The 15,230-nt window shown below is 54.6% G+C and carries 14 protein-coding genes and 1 tRNA gene; 10 read left to right on the top strand and 5 right to left on the bottom strand.

Annotated features, from left to right (window positions below):
• Window positions 1-35: 35 nt before the first annotated feature.
• Window positions 36-1,439 carry a pectate lyase gene (locus P1U45_RS11300; RefSeq protein WP_301059163.1) on the bottom strand — a complete coding sequence of 468 codons (1,404 nt, stop codon included), beginning with the start codon at window positions 1,437-1,439 and terminating at the stop codon, window positions 36-38.
• Window positions 1,440-1,581: 142 nt separating this feature from the next.
• Between P1U45_RS11300 and P1U45_RS11305 the strand changes: the two genes are divergently transcribed.
• On the top strand, window positions 1,582-2,391 hold the full coding sequence (locus P1U45_RS11305; RefSeq protein ID WP_301059164.1) for a fumarylacetoacetate hydrolase family protein: 810 nt from the start codon (window positions 1,582-1,584) through the stop codon (window positions 2,389-2,391).
• Window positions 2,392-2,451: 60 nt separating this feature from the next.
• Here P1U45_RS11305 and P1U45_RS11310 read toward each other — a convergent pair whose 3' ends face one another.
• From P1U45_RS11310 to P1U45_RS11325, 4 genes are all read right to left on the bottom strand, one after another.
• On the bottom strand, window positions 2,452-4,077 hold the full coding sequence (locus P1U45_RS11310; protein WP_301059165.1) for a family 43 glycosylhydrolase: 1,626 nt from the start codon (window positions 4,075-4,077) through the stop codon (window positions 2,452-2,454).
• Between the two features lie 95 nt (window positions 4,078-4,172).
• Window positions 4,173-6,932, bottom strand: coding sequence for a TonB-dependent receptor (locus tag P1U45_RS11315; protein WP_301059166.1), 2,760 nt, complete (start codon window positions 6,930-6,932; stop codon window positions 4,173-4,175).
• A 376-nt stretch (window positions 6,933-7,308) separates the two neighbouring features.
• A tRNA-Thr gene (locus P1U45_RS11320) sits at window positions 7,309-7,383 on the bottom strand.
• A 53-nt stretch (window positions 7,384-7,436) separates the two neighbouring features.
• Complete coding sequence (locus tag P1U45_RS11325; protein WP_301059167.1) at window positions 7,437-7,682, bottom strand: hypothetical protein; 246 nt, start codon at window positions 7,680-7,682, stop codon at window positions 7,437-7,439.
• On the opposite strand from P1U45_RS11325, the gene murA reads away from it, so the two are divergent.
• The 9 genes from murA to P1U45_RS11370 all read left to right on the top strand — a co-directional run bounded on the left by murA (window position 7,681) and on the right by P1U45_RS11370 (window position 15,061).
• Entirely contained in the window at window positions 7,681-8,952 is a 1,272-nt protein-coding gene (gene murA / locus P1U45_RS11330; RefSeq protein ID WP_301059168.1) for a UDP-N-acetylglucosamine 1-carboxyvinyltransferase, read from the top strand. The genes P1U45_RS11325 and murA overlap by 2 nt on opposite strands.
• 23 nt (window positions 8,953-8,975) lie before the next feature.
• The gene (locus P1U45_RS11335) at window positions 8,976-9,413 is read left to right on the top strand and encodes a DUF2948 family protein (protein WP_301059169.1); all 438 of its coding nucleotides are present in this window, start codon (window positions 8,976-8,978) and stop codon (window positions 9,411-9,413) included.
• A 6-nt stretch (window positions 9,414-9,419) separates the two neighbouring features.
• Complete coding sequence (gene hisD / locus P1U45_RS11340) at window positions 9,420-10,724, top strand: histidinol dehydrogenase (protein ID WP_301059170.1); 1,305 nt, start codon at window positions 9,420-9,422, stop codon at window positions 10,722-10,724.
• Window positions 10,721-11,194, top strand: coding sequence for a UPF0262 family protein (locus P1U45_RS11345; protein WP_301059171.1), 474 nt, complete (start codon window positions 10,721-10,723; stop codon window positions 11,192-11,194). The genes hisD and P1U45_RS11345 overlap by 4 nt, the downstream gene beginning before the upstream one ends.
• A 152-nt stretch (window positions 11,195-11,346) precedes the next feature.
• Window positions 11,347-11,565: a translation initiation factor IF-1 gene (gene infA, locus P1U45_RS11350; RefSeq protein WP_022695114.1), complete on the top strand. Its 219-nt coding sequence runs from the start codon at window positions 11,347-11,349 to the stop codon at window positions 11,563-11,565.
• 17 nt (window positions 11,566-11,582) lie between these two features.
• The gene (locus P1U45_RS11355; RefSeq protein WP_301059172.1) at window positions 11,583-12,173 is read left to right on the top strand and encodes a Maf family nucleotide pyrophosphatase; all 591 of its coding nucleotides are present in this window, start codon (window positions 11,583-11,585) and stop codon (window positions 12,171-12,173) included.
• A 163-nt stretch (window positions 12,174-12,336) separates the two neighbouring features.
• Complete coding sequence (locus P1U45_RS11360; RefSeq protein WP_301059173.1) at window positions 12,337-13,221, top strand: ribonuclease E/G; 885 nt, start codon at window positions 12,337-12,339, stop codon at window positions 13,219-13,221.
• On the top strand, window positions 13,218-13,415 hold the full coding sequence (gene yacG / locus P1U45_RS11365; protein ID WP_301059174.1) for a DNA gyrase inhibitor YacG: 198 nt from the start codon (window positions 13,218-13,220) through the stop codon (window positions 13,413-13,415). The genes P1U45_RS11360 and yacG overlap by 4 nt, the downstream gene beginning before the upstream one ends.
• A 449-nt stretch (window positions 13,416-13,864) precedes the next feature.
• Window positions 13,865-15,061 (top strand): outer membrane beta-barrel protein, encoded by a 1,197-nt coding sequence (locus P1U45_RS11370; protein ID WP_301059175.1) that lies wholly within the window; start codon window positions 13,865-13,867, stop codon window positions 15,059-15,061.
• Window positions 15,062-15,230: the final 169 nt, after the last annotated feature.

Here is a 15,230-nt window from a genome sequence, read left to right on the forward strand (position 1 = left end):
GCATACAGCCTCAGAAAGCGTCGTATAGCTGAAATTTAAGTGCCGCGAGCGCTGAGGTCACCGCTGAGGGCAGCTTCATTGCGCGGGCTCATTGTGTTCAGATCCCAGTTTTCCGGGTCAAAAGCACGGCGAACGTCAGGAAACTCGGGGTATCCACCAACTTCGTCCTGGCTATCGATAATGCCGCCGCGTCCTTCTGCGGCATCCGCGGTCACGCGAACGTCATGTGTATCGCGGTCCCAAGGGCGTGCGCCTGCATTGGTCAGAACGTATGTTTCCACCTGCTCGGATGGGAGGATGCGCAGTGATTCGAGGTCCATGTGCGCAGAAACCGCTGTGAGGAACTCGGCCGGACCAACCGTGTAATGACCGTACATCGGCGCATCATGGCCCCAACGGTCTACGGCAATATTGTCGCTCTCATAGATAGACAGATCGCCGATGCCGCCAATCATCACCATTGGCAGGTCGGGCTGTGTAGATGGACCATAGCGCATGACGTTTGAAAGGAGGTCCATCTCGCCCAGCTCGGGCGCGTGACCAGCCCATTCGAGCGCTTGCAAGTTGTAGTGAACTGCACGTTGGCCTGGATTGTAGATGAAATTGTTCACGATCGCGCCGTGCACGTCGCCTTTGAACAGCGGGCTGCGCTCATAATTGGACGAATACAGATTTGCATAGAGCACGATGTTGTTCACGTGGTCGTGGATGAGAGAGCCTTTGGAATGCTCGCCTTTTGCGTGAACAGAATGTGCGAGGCCCTCTGCGATAATATTGTTTGAATAGAGCACATCGTGAGACGCGTTCTGGTGCCATTCTTCAGGTGTCTCGCCAGAGAAACGACGGCTTGATGAAGACAGGTTCTCATCCGTCGCCCAGCTGAAAGAGCAATGGTCGACGACAATATTGTAAGCGCCGCCTGTAGACAGCCCGTCAATGTCATCACCTGAGCGTTCTGGCATGCCGCGGTCGCCCGGACGGACGCGCATGTGCTGAACGATGATATCGTGACCGGAAATCGTGAAACCACCGCGGATCAGTGTGATGCCCGGGGAGGGGGCCGTCTGACCTGCAATTGTGATATCTGACCCACGGATAGGCAGGTTATTGCCGTCCAGATCAATCGCGCCTGCGACTTCAAAGACGATCGTAACCGGACCTTCATGTTCCGCTTCCAGCGCAGCGCGAAGCGTGCCCGGGCCTTCGCTCTCAAGAGAGGTGACTCGAACAATCTCGCCGCCATTGCCTCCATTGGTGACAGAGTGCGCGTATGGGGGAAGACCGTAATCCCAACCGATGGCGTCCGGCGCTGGCAGGGTGTAGCTGACTGCAGGCGCTGCAACTGGCTCAACAGCCGTTGCGCAGCCGGCCATCAGGGCAGGTCCTGCCGTGAAAAGCGTCGTCGCGATGAGTGCGGTGCGAAGTTTAGAAAAGCTCATTTGGTATTTCCTCCCCGGAAAAGTGTGCTCTCGATATTTTGTTGTTGGATAAACGTACAACAACGTCTAGACAAGCATGAATGACACCGGTTACCATCGATGTCCAGAACGACAAAAGAAATAAAGAAAACGAGGCTTGGAAATGAGCGAGGAAACAAAAACACAGAAACTCGCTGGATCAGATGCGCGGGCTGAGGCATTCGTCACAGCGCGCCGTAGTGGTGCCGGAATTGACGCGTATCCGGGCGACCTGCCAGCCAGCCTCGACGAAGCTTACGCTATTCAGGATGCGGCCATCGCGCTTTGGCCTACTGCCATTGCAGGTTGGAAAGTCGGACGGATTACGGGCGACTATGAAACAAAGCTCGGTCATGACCGGCTGGTTGGCCCTGTATTCGAAGAATTTTTCCACCGGAATTCCGGTGATGTGCTCGCACTGCCTGTGTATGTCGACGGTTTTGCTGCTGTTGAAGGTGAGGTAACCGCCGTAATCAGCAAAGATGTTCCTGCCGGTAAAACGGACTTCACCACTGAGGATGCGCTTGAGTATATCGGTGCGCTGCATTTCGGTGTTGAACTGGCCAGCAGCCCGTTCAAAGGAATCAATGATTTTGGCCCGTTGGTGACGATCTCCGACTTCGGAAACAATCGCGGCCTGATCATTGGCCGGGAAATTACTGACTGGCGCGACATGAACCTTTCCGACTGGACCTTCGAGACCTTTGTCAACGAGCAGTCTGTCGGGCGCGCAACACCTGAAGGCATTCCAGGGGGGCCAGTCGAGTCCGTTCGCTACCTCCTTGAAAACACAGCTAAACGCGGCCTGCCGCTGAAGGCTGGCATGATGGTGCTCACGGGCGCGGTAACTGGCGTGCATGAAGCTTTTGCTGGCGACAGCGCGTCCGTCACCCTGGCTGGAGAAGAGATTTCACTTCGATTGACAGAAGCATAGTCCCTGATTTTCTGTCACATGATCTGAAGTGAGGGGCTCGCCTTTGGCGGGCCCTTCTTTTTATCTGCCGTCGCGCAATGCCCTGTACTGCAGGTCGTGAAAATGGGCTGAGCCTTCGCGGGAGGAATAGATGCCCGGTCTAAGGCTGAAAAAGCCGTAGGCGACGTTGTGATGATAGCCTGAAACTTCCATCTGCACGTCCATTTTAGACCAGCTTTCGCCATCAAGGCTGAAATAGAAGGTCAGCACGTGCTCGTCATTTTTCATACGAATGAACAGGGTTTCCGTTCCAGCCGGAATATCGGCTGCGCGTCGACGTGACATCCCATAACGATGGAAAAGAAGCCCGTTATGATTGAACGCGAGACCGGCATAAAGCTGGTCATTATAGAAGGCGAGCAGTCCTGCTTCATTGCTTGCTTCGCGCCGGATCTCCACCGTGACTTCGTAGGATAAATCACCAGCAACAAAGCAAAGTGGAGAGCTGTCTTCAGGGCTCTCGCCGCGCGCCTGTAGTGCCAGTCCTGGCTGGAGCAGAGAAATACGCGCATACTCGTCGCGGGAGGGCCTGAAAAAGCGCCATTGATCAGCGAGACTGGAACCGGCAAAGTCATCGGAGTGAGGAGCGCCGTGCGGTAGGGCTCTCTCCACCTCAGGAATAGGGAAAGCCGAAGACAAATCACCGCCAAGCGATTCCCACCAGCCGTCTTCGCGCCAGCGGACGGGTTCGAGCAGCGCTTGCCGGCCCAATGTCCAAAAGCCGTTTTCATAGCCGTGAGAAATTAGCCACCAGTCACCATTCGGGCCGTCGATCAGTGTGGCATGACCGCGTGACCACCATTGCTCGTCGCGTGTCAGTGTTCGAACCTGCGGATTGTTTGGTGCGTGTTCCCATGGGCCGTGTACCGAACGGGATCGTGCACTGATGACCATGTGGCTGGTCGGTGGGCCGGCGGTGCCCCCAACTGCCGTGAGCATGTAGAACCAGTCATCCTTGCGGAGCATTTTGGGGCCTTCAGGGCAGAAGCATTCCACGTCCCAGCTTTCTGGATAGCGCCATGGATCGTAAATGTGGGTAACTTCGCCATCCGTGGCGAGCCCATCATCCGTGAGGCCGATCATGTCGCCGTTGGATAAAAACAGATAGCGTTTACCGTCTTCTCCGACGATGTGTCCGGGGTCGATATGGTCTGGCAAAAACAGGTCGACAGGTTCTGACCACGGGCCTTCGATATTGTCCGCGGTGATCACATATATTGACCGGTAATCATCGGTGCGAGCTGGAATATATAGATAGTACCGGCCTTCATGTAGTATGAGGTCAGGCGCCCAGACCGAGCCGATATAGGTGTTGAGCGCGGGGGCAACCGGCTCCCAGTTTACGAGGTCATATGACCGGTAAATCATCAGGCCCGGATATGCCTCGAAGGTTGAAAAGGTAACGTAATAGACGTCGCCATCACGTATGATTGCCGGGTCAGGGTGATCGCCTGCGAAGATCGGGTTGAGGAAAGTGCCATCTCCGCGGTCAGCGACACGCTGGTCTTCGAAACCAAAGCCCCATTCGCGATCTTCTGCGGTCGAGCGCGGCTCGCCCGAATTGCGCGAACACGCGTTCAGAACGGGAAAGGCTATCCCCGTCGCGGCGAGTGATTGAAACAGTTGGCGGCGGGTAGGGCGTGTCATCTGAACCTCCGATTGGATAAGAAAAAACCGGCGCCACAGGGAGAGCGCCGGTTTCAGTTTGATCTGCAGAACAGGAGATAGTTCTGAGGGAGAACTTAGTACTTGAAGCGAGCACCGAACAGGAACTCGGTTCCTGTGTGGTGATAGACATTCACTAGATCGGCAGCGTCGAAGATTTGCTGCTCGAACTCGTCAGTCAGGTTGATCGCTTCAAATGTCAGATCGATCTGATCGTTCAGCTGGAATGAAGATGCGAAGTCCAGGTTGAAGCTGGAGTCTACGCCACGTTCGTCACGTCCGTTAGAGTTTTCGCGGCGTGTGATGTAGGCATCACGTTGCGCAGCTGAGAGGCGTGCAGAGAAGCGGTCATCTTCATAGTACAGGGTTGCGTTGTACGCGTTTGGAGAGAATCCGATAATGTCATCAGACTCTACGTGCGTGAAGTTGCCCTGGAAGCCGAAGTTGGACCAGATGCCCGGCAGGAATGTGAATGGCTGCTGATAGCCGATCTCGAAGCCGGAAATGCTGCCTGGGCCGCCGTTGGATGTCTGGCGAACTTCAACAGTCGGGTCACCGCCAGCCTGGATCAGGTTGAACAGCGGGCTGGAAGCCGGTGGCAGGCTCGCTGGGAGGCCTGTCTGGCTGTAAGGTACTGCGTTGGAGATCGTAGAGTTGAAGAAGTTGTCTACGTCTTTGTAGAAGTACGCGAAGGATACGAGTGCTTCATCGTCGAAATACCATTCCAGAGACACGTCATATGTCGTTGCACGGAACGGATCGAGACCCGGGTTACCAGCGCTGTAGGAGAATGGAGGGCCGTTGAAGCTGTCCAGAGAGCCACCTGGTGTCAGGTTGCCGAGAGATGGACGCGCCATCACCTTTGCAACGCTTGTACGCAGAACGAGATCTTCGCGGAGTTCGAAGTTCAGGTTCAGAGATGGAAGCGTGTCTTCATAAGAGCGTTCAACCGTTACAGCTGTGCCGCTTACGATACCGGTAGATTCAACAGTTGTTTCGACGTAGCGAACACCAACGTCACCACGGACTGGAACGTCACCGAGCATGTATTCGAAGTCAGCCTGAACGAATACGCCCAGATCTTCTTCTTCCACACCACGGGTATTGCCGTCACGAACAGCGCCTGGAATGCCATAAGCGTTGATCAGATCAGCTGCTGCGGACACGTTTGGAACAATCCAGCTTGTGTCATTGCTGCCTGGCATGCCGAGGTTTGTGCCGAAGCCTGACAGGATGCTGTAGAGATCAGCTGTGATCGGCAGACCGGTTGCACCAGCCGGGCAGGTGACGCCTGGAAGGCCGCAAACCAGTGAGCCGTTGGTAGACTCACGACGTGCTTCAGTTGTGTCGAACTCGAACTGTTTCAGGCTGACGCCGCCAGAGAGAACGACTGCATCGTTGAAGTCGTACTCAAGCGTACCAGCAAAGTTGGTGAAAGAGTTCGAAACAGAGTTCGGGCGGTCACGGAATTCTGTGAACGCGAACTGGGACGGGTCTGTGATGTCGAGGCTACCGAAATCAATCGCCGGCGTATTCTCGTTGCCGCGGAAATCATAGGTGTAGCCATTCACGTCGCCGACAGCATCAAAGAAGATGGTTGTCTGGATCGGGTTGTCGAAGTCGGACTGAACCGTACCAGCAACGAAGTTACCACGCAGACGATCAGAGAATTCGTGGTCAACTTCCAGAGTGAACTGGGTGAAGTCGGTTTCGAGTTCGTCGTAACGGCCCTCAGAGCGGATTGGGTGTGTACCGTTCGCGTTCGCGCTAATGTCGAAGTTACCGGAATCGACAATGTTCTGAGCGTTGTTCAGCGTGAAGCTGTTGACGTCGATCTGGCCTTCCTGGCTACGGAAGAAGACTTCCATATAGTTCTCAACGCGTGTCGCTTCAAAGTTCGAATAGAGCGCGTCGAGAGAAACCGTTGTGCGGTCAGTCGGACGGAACTGAACAGAACCCGTCAGGCCGAGTCGCTGCTGATCGTTAGTCAGGCGGCCATAGCGCGGAATACGCGGGTGGTAGTTCAGAGAGTTTGTGTCGACGGAGGCACAATCTGGGCCAGCAGGGCAAGCTACGCCGTTGACTGAGCGGAAGTTAGCATCCTGCCAACGAACCGTAGAGAAGCCTTCTTCGAGGATTGTGCGGTCTGAGTAAGCTGCAGACACGAGAACACCGAAGTTCTCTGCGTCGTTAGTCCAGGACAGCAGGCCAGCGTAGCGAGGGCTGAACTCTTCAGAGAGATCGTTATAGCCGAACTGCGCTGAGCCAGCGGCTGTCAGGCCAGCGTCATAATCCAGCGGACGCGCTGTGCGCAGATCTACAGTCGCACCGAGGGAGCCTTCATCCATAGACGCGGAAGTCGTTTTGGTAACAACGATCTCGTTAAAGAGGTCAGATGCGAATGTGTTGAAGTCGAAGCCACGGCTACGGTTTGTACCGCCAGAAGAGTCTGCACCGCCCGTGGTGGAGAGCGCTTCCATGCCGTTAATGCGTACGCGTGTGAATGTAGAGCCGAGACCACGAACCGTAATCTGACGGCCTTCGCCCGCAACGCGGTTGATGGAGATACCAGGAATACGCTGAATAGACTCAGCAAGGTTCAGATCAGGAAACGCTGCGATGTCTTCAGCAACAATCGCGTCAACAACGCCTGATGCTTCGCGCTTGACGTCCAGAGCCTCAGCAAGCGAGCCACGGAAACCGGTTACCTGAACGGTGGACAGACGGGCTTCGTCGTCAGCTGTTTCAGCTTCCTGGGCAATAGCGGTTGGTGCCGCCACAGCCATTGCGAGCAGGGATGCGCCCGCAAAAAATTGATTGAATAAAGTGCGTTTCATGAACTTCCTCCCAAAGGTGTGTCCCGGTATGACACCGGTGTCATTGAGAAGACTATGCGATAGGAGATTCATCAGATCAAGCCTGAATTTTCAGCATGTGAATTTTTGTCAATCATTTAACCACCTGAAAAATATGGCTTTTGACTTAAAATTAAGGGTCTTCATTCGTCCGAATAGGGCTTATTTTTTAAAAGAATAATGTGTAAGTGTTGAAAAAAAATCACACTTTCCGGTGCGTCAGCATGTGTCCAGCGCTGAGCTGCTTCGTATCTTGCACGCTTGTGTGGACGAAAAACGCCATCTGAGATGCGCATTTCCGCACAAACGGCCAATTGGGAGTCGCGCTCGTGATGACGGTATTTAATTTTATGAAAACTGGTGCCGCGAGGGAGAATTGAACTCCCGACCTCACCCTTACCAAGGGTGCGCTCTACCACTGAGCTACCGCGGCATTGAAATCGCAGAGCGGGCTCGTTACCTCAAACAATTGCGATTGAAAACCCCTTATGAGTAGCGCGGATAAAGAATGTCTGAAGAAACCGGCAAATCCCAGAAGAAGCCTTCTGCAGCTGAAAAGGAGCAGAGGTTAAAGGATGCATTGCGCGCCAACCTACGGCGTCGTAAGTCGGCGGCGAGAAAGGCCAAATCGGAGCCCGACGCCTCGTCTGATCCGAAATAGCCTGAATTGATCTGACTTTTGCCGCAATAACGCCTTTGCGTTTGCGCGACTCCGGGAATAGCTTGCGCCATGGACAAACTTACAATTCGCGGCGGTCACCGGCTGAACGGAAATATCCGTATCTCAGGTGCCAAGAATTCCGCACTGAAACTCATGGCAGCTGCGCTTCTGACAGACGAACCTGTCGAGCTGCGCAATATGCCAAATCTGGCTGACTCACGCTTTATGGCGCGCCTGCTTTCTACGCTTGGCGTTGACGTCTATTGGCCGCAGGGCGACTCTACCTGCCGCCTGAACGCAGCTAACATCTCTTCGACGATCGCGCCTTATGATCTTGTGCGTAAGATGCGCGCTACGTTTAACGTTCTCGGTCCGCTTCTGGGACGTATTGGGCATGCAACGGTTTCTCTTCCAGGTGGCTGCGCAATCGGCGCGCGTCCTGTGAATTTTCACCTTGATGCTTTTGAAGCCATGGGTGCCGACATTGTTATCGAGCAAGGTTATGTGAAAGCCGCTGCAATTCGCGGACTGAACGGTGCGATTATCGATTTGCCATTTCCGTCCGTCGGCGCGACAGAGCACACAATGATGGCTGCGACGCTCGCTAAGAGCACGACCACGATTAATAACGCTGCGCGCGAGCCGGAAATTATCGACATTGCTAACATGCTGAAAGCCATGGGCGCGAAGATCGAAGGCGAGGGAACATCGACGATTCGTATTGAAGGAGTCGATAAGCTTAAAGGCGTCTCTTACGCTGTCATGCCGGATCGTATTGAGGCTGGCACTTACGCCATGGCTGTGGCGGCGGCTGGAGGAGACGTTCTGCTTGAGGGCGCGCCGGCTGCTGAAATGACATCTCTGCTCGAGCATCTTCGCAAGGCGGGCGTGACTGCGTCCGTGGAAGACAATGGCGTGCGTATTCAGCGCAATGGTGAACGTCTGAAGGCCGTTGATGTCGACGTACAGCCGCACCCGGGCTTTGCGACTGACCTTCAGGCCCAGTTCATGGCGCTTATGACCGTCGCGGACGGTACGAGCACAATCACAGAAAACATCTTCGAGAATCGCTTTCTGCATGCACCGGAGCTGAACCGTTTCGGCGCAGACATTCGTGTGCAGGGAAAGGTCGCCACTGTGCATGGCGTAGACCATCTTGTCGGCGCACCCGTGATGGCAACCGACCTGCGCGCATCTGTCAGTCTGGTCATTGCCGGTCTGGTCGCTGAAGGTGAGACTGAAGTTAATCGCATTTATCACCTCGATCGGGGCTTTGAGAATCTCGAAGAGAAACTAAATGCATGTGGTGCCCGGATCGAACGCGGGGCCGACACAGAATAACGACGGAATGCCCGGAGGCGGAATTGTCGCAAGCGAACACATTGAGATTGATGGCGGTAGATGCCGACGATCTGAAAATCATTTCAGCTGCATGTCAGGATGGTGTCTGCAAACCTGCTGACATTGCCTATGAAGCTCGCAAGCGACGTTTCCTCATCGAGTTCAATCGGTTCCGCTGGGAAAATGGCGAAGGCGACGCGCAGCAGCGTGTTCGCAGCGCACTGTCTCTGGAAGATGTCACCGGCGTTAAGGCGCGCGGTCTGCCACCAAAGTCTGCCGATCTGGTGCTTTCGCTTATGTCTGTAGAGTGGGAGGAGGGGGGTGAAGCTCCTTCTGGCCAGTTCCGTCTCATTTTTGCTGGCGACGGAGAGCTTGTTGTGTCAGCAGACTGTCTGGATGCAACTCTTGTGGACGTCAGCCAGCCATGGCCTGCAAAGAACCGTCCGGCACACAAGGAATAACGCCAGATGGCACGGCGATTTAATAGTTCTGATAGCGGTTTCGAAGCTGACTTCGGCGCATTTCTGAAAGAACCTCGCGGCAATGCGCAGGACACGCGCGATATTGTGCGTGAAATCCTGGATGCGGTTGAGACGCGCGGCGGTGACGCTGTGGCTGAGTATACAAGCCGGTTTGACCGCTTCGAGATTGAACCTGACACGCTTTCAAACCCGTCCATGGATCTAGCCAAAATCGCGGAAGGCTGCCCGGATGAGGTAAAGCGCGCCATCGATTTCGCGCACGTCCGTATTTCTGCCTATCACGAAGCGCAGATGCCGTCCGACCACAGCTTTGACGATGGCCATGGGCTTAATCTTGGCTGGAAGTGGAACGCGGTGGATTCGGTGGGCGTATATGTGCCCGGCGGACGCGCAAATTATCCAAGCTCCGTTCTGATGAATATGGTTCCGGCACGCGTTGCTGGCGTAAAGCGGATCGTCATGGTCGCGCCAACGCCGGATGGCGTTCTGAGCCCTGCTGTTGCCTACGCTGCTATTCGTGCCGGCGTTCAGGAATATTATCCGATTGGCGGTGCGCAGGCTGTTGCGGCGCTGACTTTCGGCGCTGGTAAAATGAAGCCGGTTGATAAAATCGTTGGCCCGGGCAATGCGTTTGTTGCCGAAGCGAAGCGTCAGGTGTTTGGCCGCGTTGGTATCGATACAGTCGCCGGACCTTCTGAGGTTTGCATTATTGGTGATGGCTCCGTTCCTGCCGACTGGATTGCAGCTGATCTCCTGTCTCAGGCTGAGCATGATCCTGCTGCGCAATCCATTCTGATTTCACCGGACGCAGCATATCTGGATGAGGTCGAGCGCGAGCTTGATCGCCAGCTTCAACAGCTTCCTACGGTCGAGACGGCAACCACCTCATGGAAGGCGCATGGCGCATTCATTCAGTCTCGTTCGATCGATGAGGCTTGTGAAATTTCGAATCAAATCGCGCCGGAACACCTCGAGCTCGCTATTGAGGCTCCTGAAAGTAAGGTCGATCTGGTCCGTCACGCGGGTGCGGTCTTTCTCGGGGCTTGGGCACCCGAAGCGCTCGGTGATTATGTGACAGGCTCGAATCACGTGCTTCCGACTTCCGGAGCCGCGCGTTTCTCGTCTGGTCTCGGCCTGTTTGATTTCCTGAAACGGATATCTATCCAGTCAATCAGTCGTGCTGGTTTCGAGCATCTCGCGCCGTCTGCGATTGCGCTTGCGCAATCTGAGCACTTGCCTGCACACGAACGGAGTGTTTCCATTCGACTCGGTAAGGAAACAGAGACGTGACCAGTTCTGAGCGGATAATCGCTGTAGACATCGACAATGAAACCCTCAGCGCCGCCGGGCCGGATGCTGAGCACGAGCGTCGTGTGGCGATTTTTGATCTGCTCGAAGACAATACCTTTTCGCTGGAAGGTAATCCGGCGGGCCCTTACAAGCTTGCGTTATCGCGTCAGGATAACCGCCTGATTATGCAGATCAGCAATGAAGCGGATGTTCATTTGCACACCTTCATTCTGTCGCTGGCGCCGTTTCGTCGGATCGTGAAAGACTACTTCATGATTTGCGACAGCTATTATGATGCGATCCGCAACCAGACTCCGAACCAGATCGAGGCGATCGATATGGCGCGTCGTGGCATTCACAATGAAGGCTCCGAGCTTCTTGCAGAGCGCCTGCGTGGGAAAATCGATACTGATTTTGATACGGCGCGTCGCCTGTTTACGCTCATTTGTGCTTTGCACGCCAAAAGCTGATGATTTTTACCAGCAAAAAAATAACATAGATTCAAGGTTTTTGTTCTTTCCCTTGAAGTTTATGCGGCTATTTAGTGCATAATGGGTGACGCTTTCGAGAAAATTACACTATATGCCACCCCTTGATTATATTGGTTGCCCTCGAGGAGTGCATGGCAAAAGAAGAGATGCTTGAATTCACTGGAACGATTGTGGAATTGCTTCCCAATGCGACGTTCCGGGTGAAGCTGGAAAATGACCACGAAATCGTGGCTCATACGGCAGGTAAAATGCGTAAAAACCGCATTCGTGTTCTGACAGGCGATAAAGTGCTTGTCGAAATGACCCCGTACGACCTCACTAAGGGGCGCATTACTTACCGCTTTAAATAGTGGTGTCCCACTCTTCTTTGCCTGATTTTGTGCTCGCTAGCGCCTCGCCGAGGCGCCGCGACCTTCTTGCGCAAATGGGCATCATCCCGACCAAAATCCATCCTGCCGACCTTGATGAGACCCCTCATCAGGGCGAGCTTCCGCGCGTCTACGCCGAGCGCTTGGCGATAGAAAAAGCTCAGGCCGTGCAGGATCAATTTGCGGGTAGCGTTATACTGGCAGCAGACACGGTTGTTGCTGTCGGGCGCCGCATTCTACCAAAGACCGAAGACGAAACCTCTGCGCGCGAATGCCTCGAACTTCTGTCCGGGCGCGCCCACAAAGTGCTCACAGCCATCGCCGTTATCGCTGCTGACGGATCTTTGTCTCGTCGCGTTGTTGTGACGCGTGTGAAGATGAAGCGTCTGACCGAAGAAGAGATTTCCGTCTATCTCGCGAGTGGTGAATGGAATGGTAAGGCAGGTGGGTATGGCATTCAGGGGATGGCGTCGGCATTCATTTCTGACCTGAGTGGTTCCTACTCTGCGGTCGTTGGACTTCCACTGTTCGAAACGCGAAATCTTCTTATGGGGGCAGGGTATCCGGTCCTGACCGGCGGTCATGCTTGAGCTGATTGATATCAGCTGGATTGGTGAGCGCTGGACGCTGGCCAGCCTGCCGAACGGAGAGCCGGTTTCACTATTTATCTGGCGTGATCGCGATATTGATGCGTCAGCGCGTTGCGGCGATGTGCTGCCTGCGATCGTAAGGTCCATCGACCGCGCAGGGGGGATGGGCTTTGTCGACCTCTCGATCGGTGAGCAGGCATTTTTCAATATTTCAAAATCACGGACACCGCCTGTGGAAGGCGCGCATATCAATGTCTCGGTGCGTGCCGAGGCTTACCGCGACAAGGTAGCCAATGTCTCACCGGCATCAGGCCCGCCGATTATCCAGTCTGAAAACGATGCGCGAGACGCATGGCTTGAGCGTTTGCCCGGCTCTAGCGATCTGACGGATGAGTTTTCCTTTGGGCAAAAAGCAGAAATGTGTCGCGCCGCTTTTGATGTTGCGTTGGCATCGACCGTTACGATCGATAACGGCGGAAAACTGCATTTCGATTATACCCGGGCTTTGACTGCGATAGACGTAGATTCATCCGGGCGAGTTCAGCGTTCAGGTGTTTCTGGATTGAACACGGATGCGCTTGCCACAGCCGCGCGCCAGATCAATCTGCGCGGGCTCGCAGGTTTATTTGTGGTTGACCTTGAAGGCGCGCCGAAAGGTGAGAAAGCCAAAGGATTGGCGGCCCAGTTCGAAACGAAGCTAAAAGCGTTGACCGGACGTACGGTGAGGGTGCTTCCTCCGTCAGCTTTCGGATTGATCGAGGCGACGGTAGCGCGTCGTGAAAAACCGCTGTTCGAGTTTGCGACGGAGACATGCAGCGCAGAACGACTAACACTCGAAGCGTTTTTGAGCGCGATGCGCGAAGCGCTAACTCTTGCCGAATCGGACCGGAGCGCTTTCTTTACGCTCAAGACGTCAGTAGCGCTGACCGAGTATATGAAACAGACCGCATTTGACTGGCAGGGCGAACTAAAGGCCCGAACAGGCGGTCGGATAAAATGGGAGCCTCTGAATAAGACGGGGCTCGATTACCAGATAGAGTTGATATGAACCGCCTGCCACTTTGCCCGATTTGTGAGAAAAACCGCGCGAAACCAGAGTTTAAGCCGTTTTGTTCAAAACGGTGCGCAGATGTGGATTTGTCGCGCTGGCTATCGGATGGATACGCCATTCCGGGGGAGGAATCTGATCAGGCAGAAGAAACGCCGGGCAATCGACGAGATACTGGCGAGACTGGCGACTAGGCTTCTCAAACAAAATTCGAAAAACTTTGGAACCCGTAAGTCTGCCGCGCGTCATGCTTGTGTCAGAGGATGAGGTGGGGGCTTTTAGCCTGTTTCCGGATTGCTCTGATTGTTCAGTAGAGTGTGCGATGCCGGTGGGAGGAAGTGAAATGGTCATCCGGCAATTTCAGAAATCGATTCTCATCAAAATTCGGTGTTTCGTTGCTCAAGCGTGACGTATTTGACGCAGAGTCATCCCTATTAAGGCGAAAATCTGGCGAAGAATGCCTAGAACTGTTGCATTCTAGCCTCTCTGGTCGAAAACGACATGAAAATGCAACGACTTACCTCGGAAAGGGTATCGCATTTTTCTCAGAAACTGGATATGTACAAAGATGTGTGGACGTTCCACACGGTTTCCTATGGCCGCTCAGTCCGACGACTTTGGCGGCTCACTCAAGGGGATGGGTATGAAAAAAACTCTTTTGTGCGCCACCGCAGCCCTCGCAATGGCGACGGCAACGGGCGCGGCCTACGCAACTGACGGATGGTATGTCCGCGGTGACGTAGGCTACACTTTTGACGGCACATTCGACTACGATCCGATTAATCCGGTTCCTGGCGTTCTCGCTGGTAAATCTGAAGTCGAAGACGGCATGACTTACGGCCTCGGCCTTGGTTATGGCTTCGACAACGGTTTCCGTCTTGAAGGTGCTGTAACGCAGCACAACAACAGCCTCGACGTAGAAGCTAACGCTGGCAACCTGCCTGTTTATCAGGGCAACCTTTCTGCGACTGAGTACGTGGTTCTTTCTCCAATCGGCAGCTATGACGGTTGGGACGCAATGCTGAACCTGTACTACGATTTCGACATGGGTTCGAGCTTCGCACCATACGTTGGTGCTGGTGTTGGCTGGTCTGAAATTGAAGCGCAAATCACAAGCATGGCGCTCGTAGACACTTCTGGTCCAACAGTTACTCGTGCTAACTTCCTCGACGATTCTGAAAGCGCTTTCGCTTATCAGCTTCTCGCAGGCTTCGGTTACGACCTCACAGAGCAACTGACATTCGACCTCGGCTACCGCTACTTCGTAGTTAGCAATGCTGACTTCGGTGACAGCGTTCTCGGCGTTGATTACGACAGCGAGCTGATCGAACATAACGTGACAGCTGGTCTGCGTTGGCAGTTTGCGGCTCCGCCGCCACCACCGCCTCCGCCACCACCGCCACCACCACCACCACCGCCACCACCTCCTCCGCCACCTCCGCCACCTCCGCCGCCGCCTCCACCGCGTCCGGCACTCCCAGCGTGCTCGACTGTGTCTCAGGAATTCGTGGTTTACTTCGAGTGGGACGAGTCTGACCTCACATCTGAAGCTGCAGCGGTTATCGACCGTGCGGTTCGTCAGATCGCAGCTCGCGGCGACTGCTCTGTATCTACAGTAGGTATCGGCGGCCACGCTGACCGTTCTGGTGCAGCAGCTTACAACGTACGTCTCTCTGCACGTCGTGCGGCAGTTGTTCGTGACGCTCTCGTAGCGCGCGGCGTCTCTGCTGACATGATCAGCACAGAAGCATTCGGTGAGACAGCTAACGCTCGTCCGACTGAAGACGGTGTTCGTGAGCCTCTGAACCGTCGTTCAGAAGTGCGCATCATCGTTCAATAATCCGAGCGATTATCGAATTAAAGGCGGCCCGACTTTGCAGTCGGGCCGTTTTTTATTGCGCCAAACCCTTTGCATCGGGAAAGATTTGTCGGCTACGGCTTTATCTGGAGCGCGTGCCGCCTTACGTTTCTGCTTTGATTTAGTGTGATCCGGATTCGGAGCTGAGCCG

The sequence above is a fragment of the Ponticaulis sp. genome (assembly GCF_029210165.1).
In the GTDB taxonomy this organism is placed as follows: domain Bacteria; phylum Pseudomonadota; class Alphaproteobacteria; order Caulobacterales; family Hyphomonadaceae; genus Ponticaulis.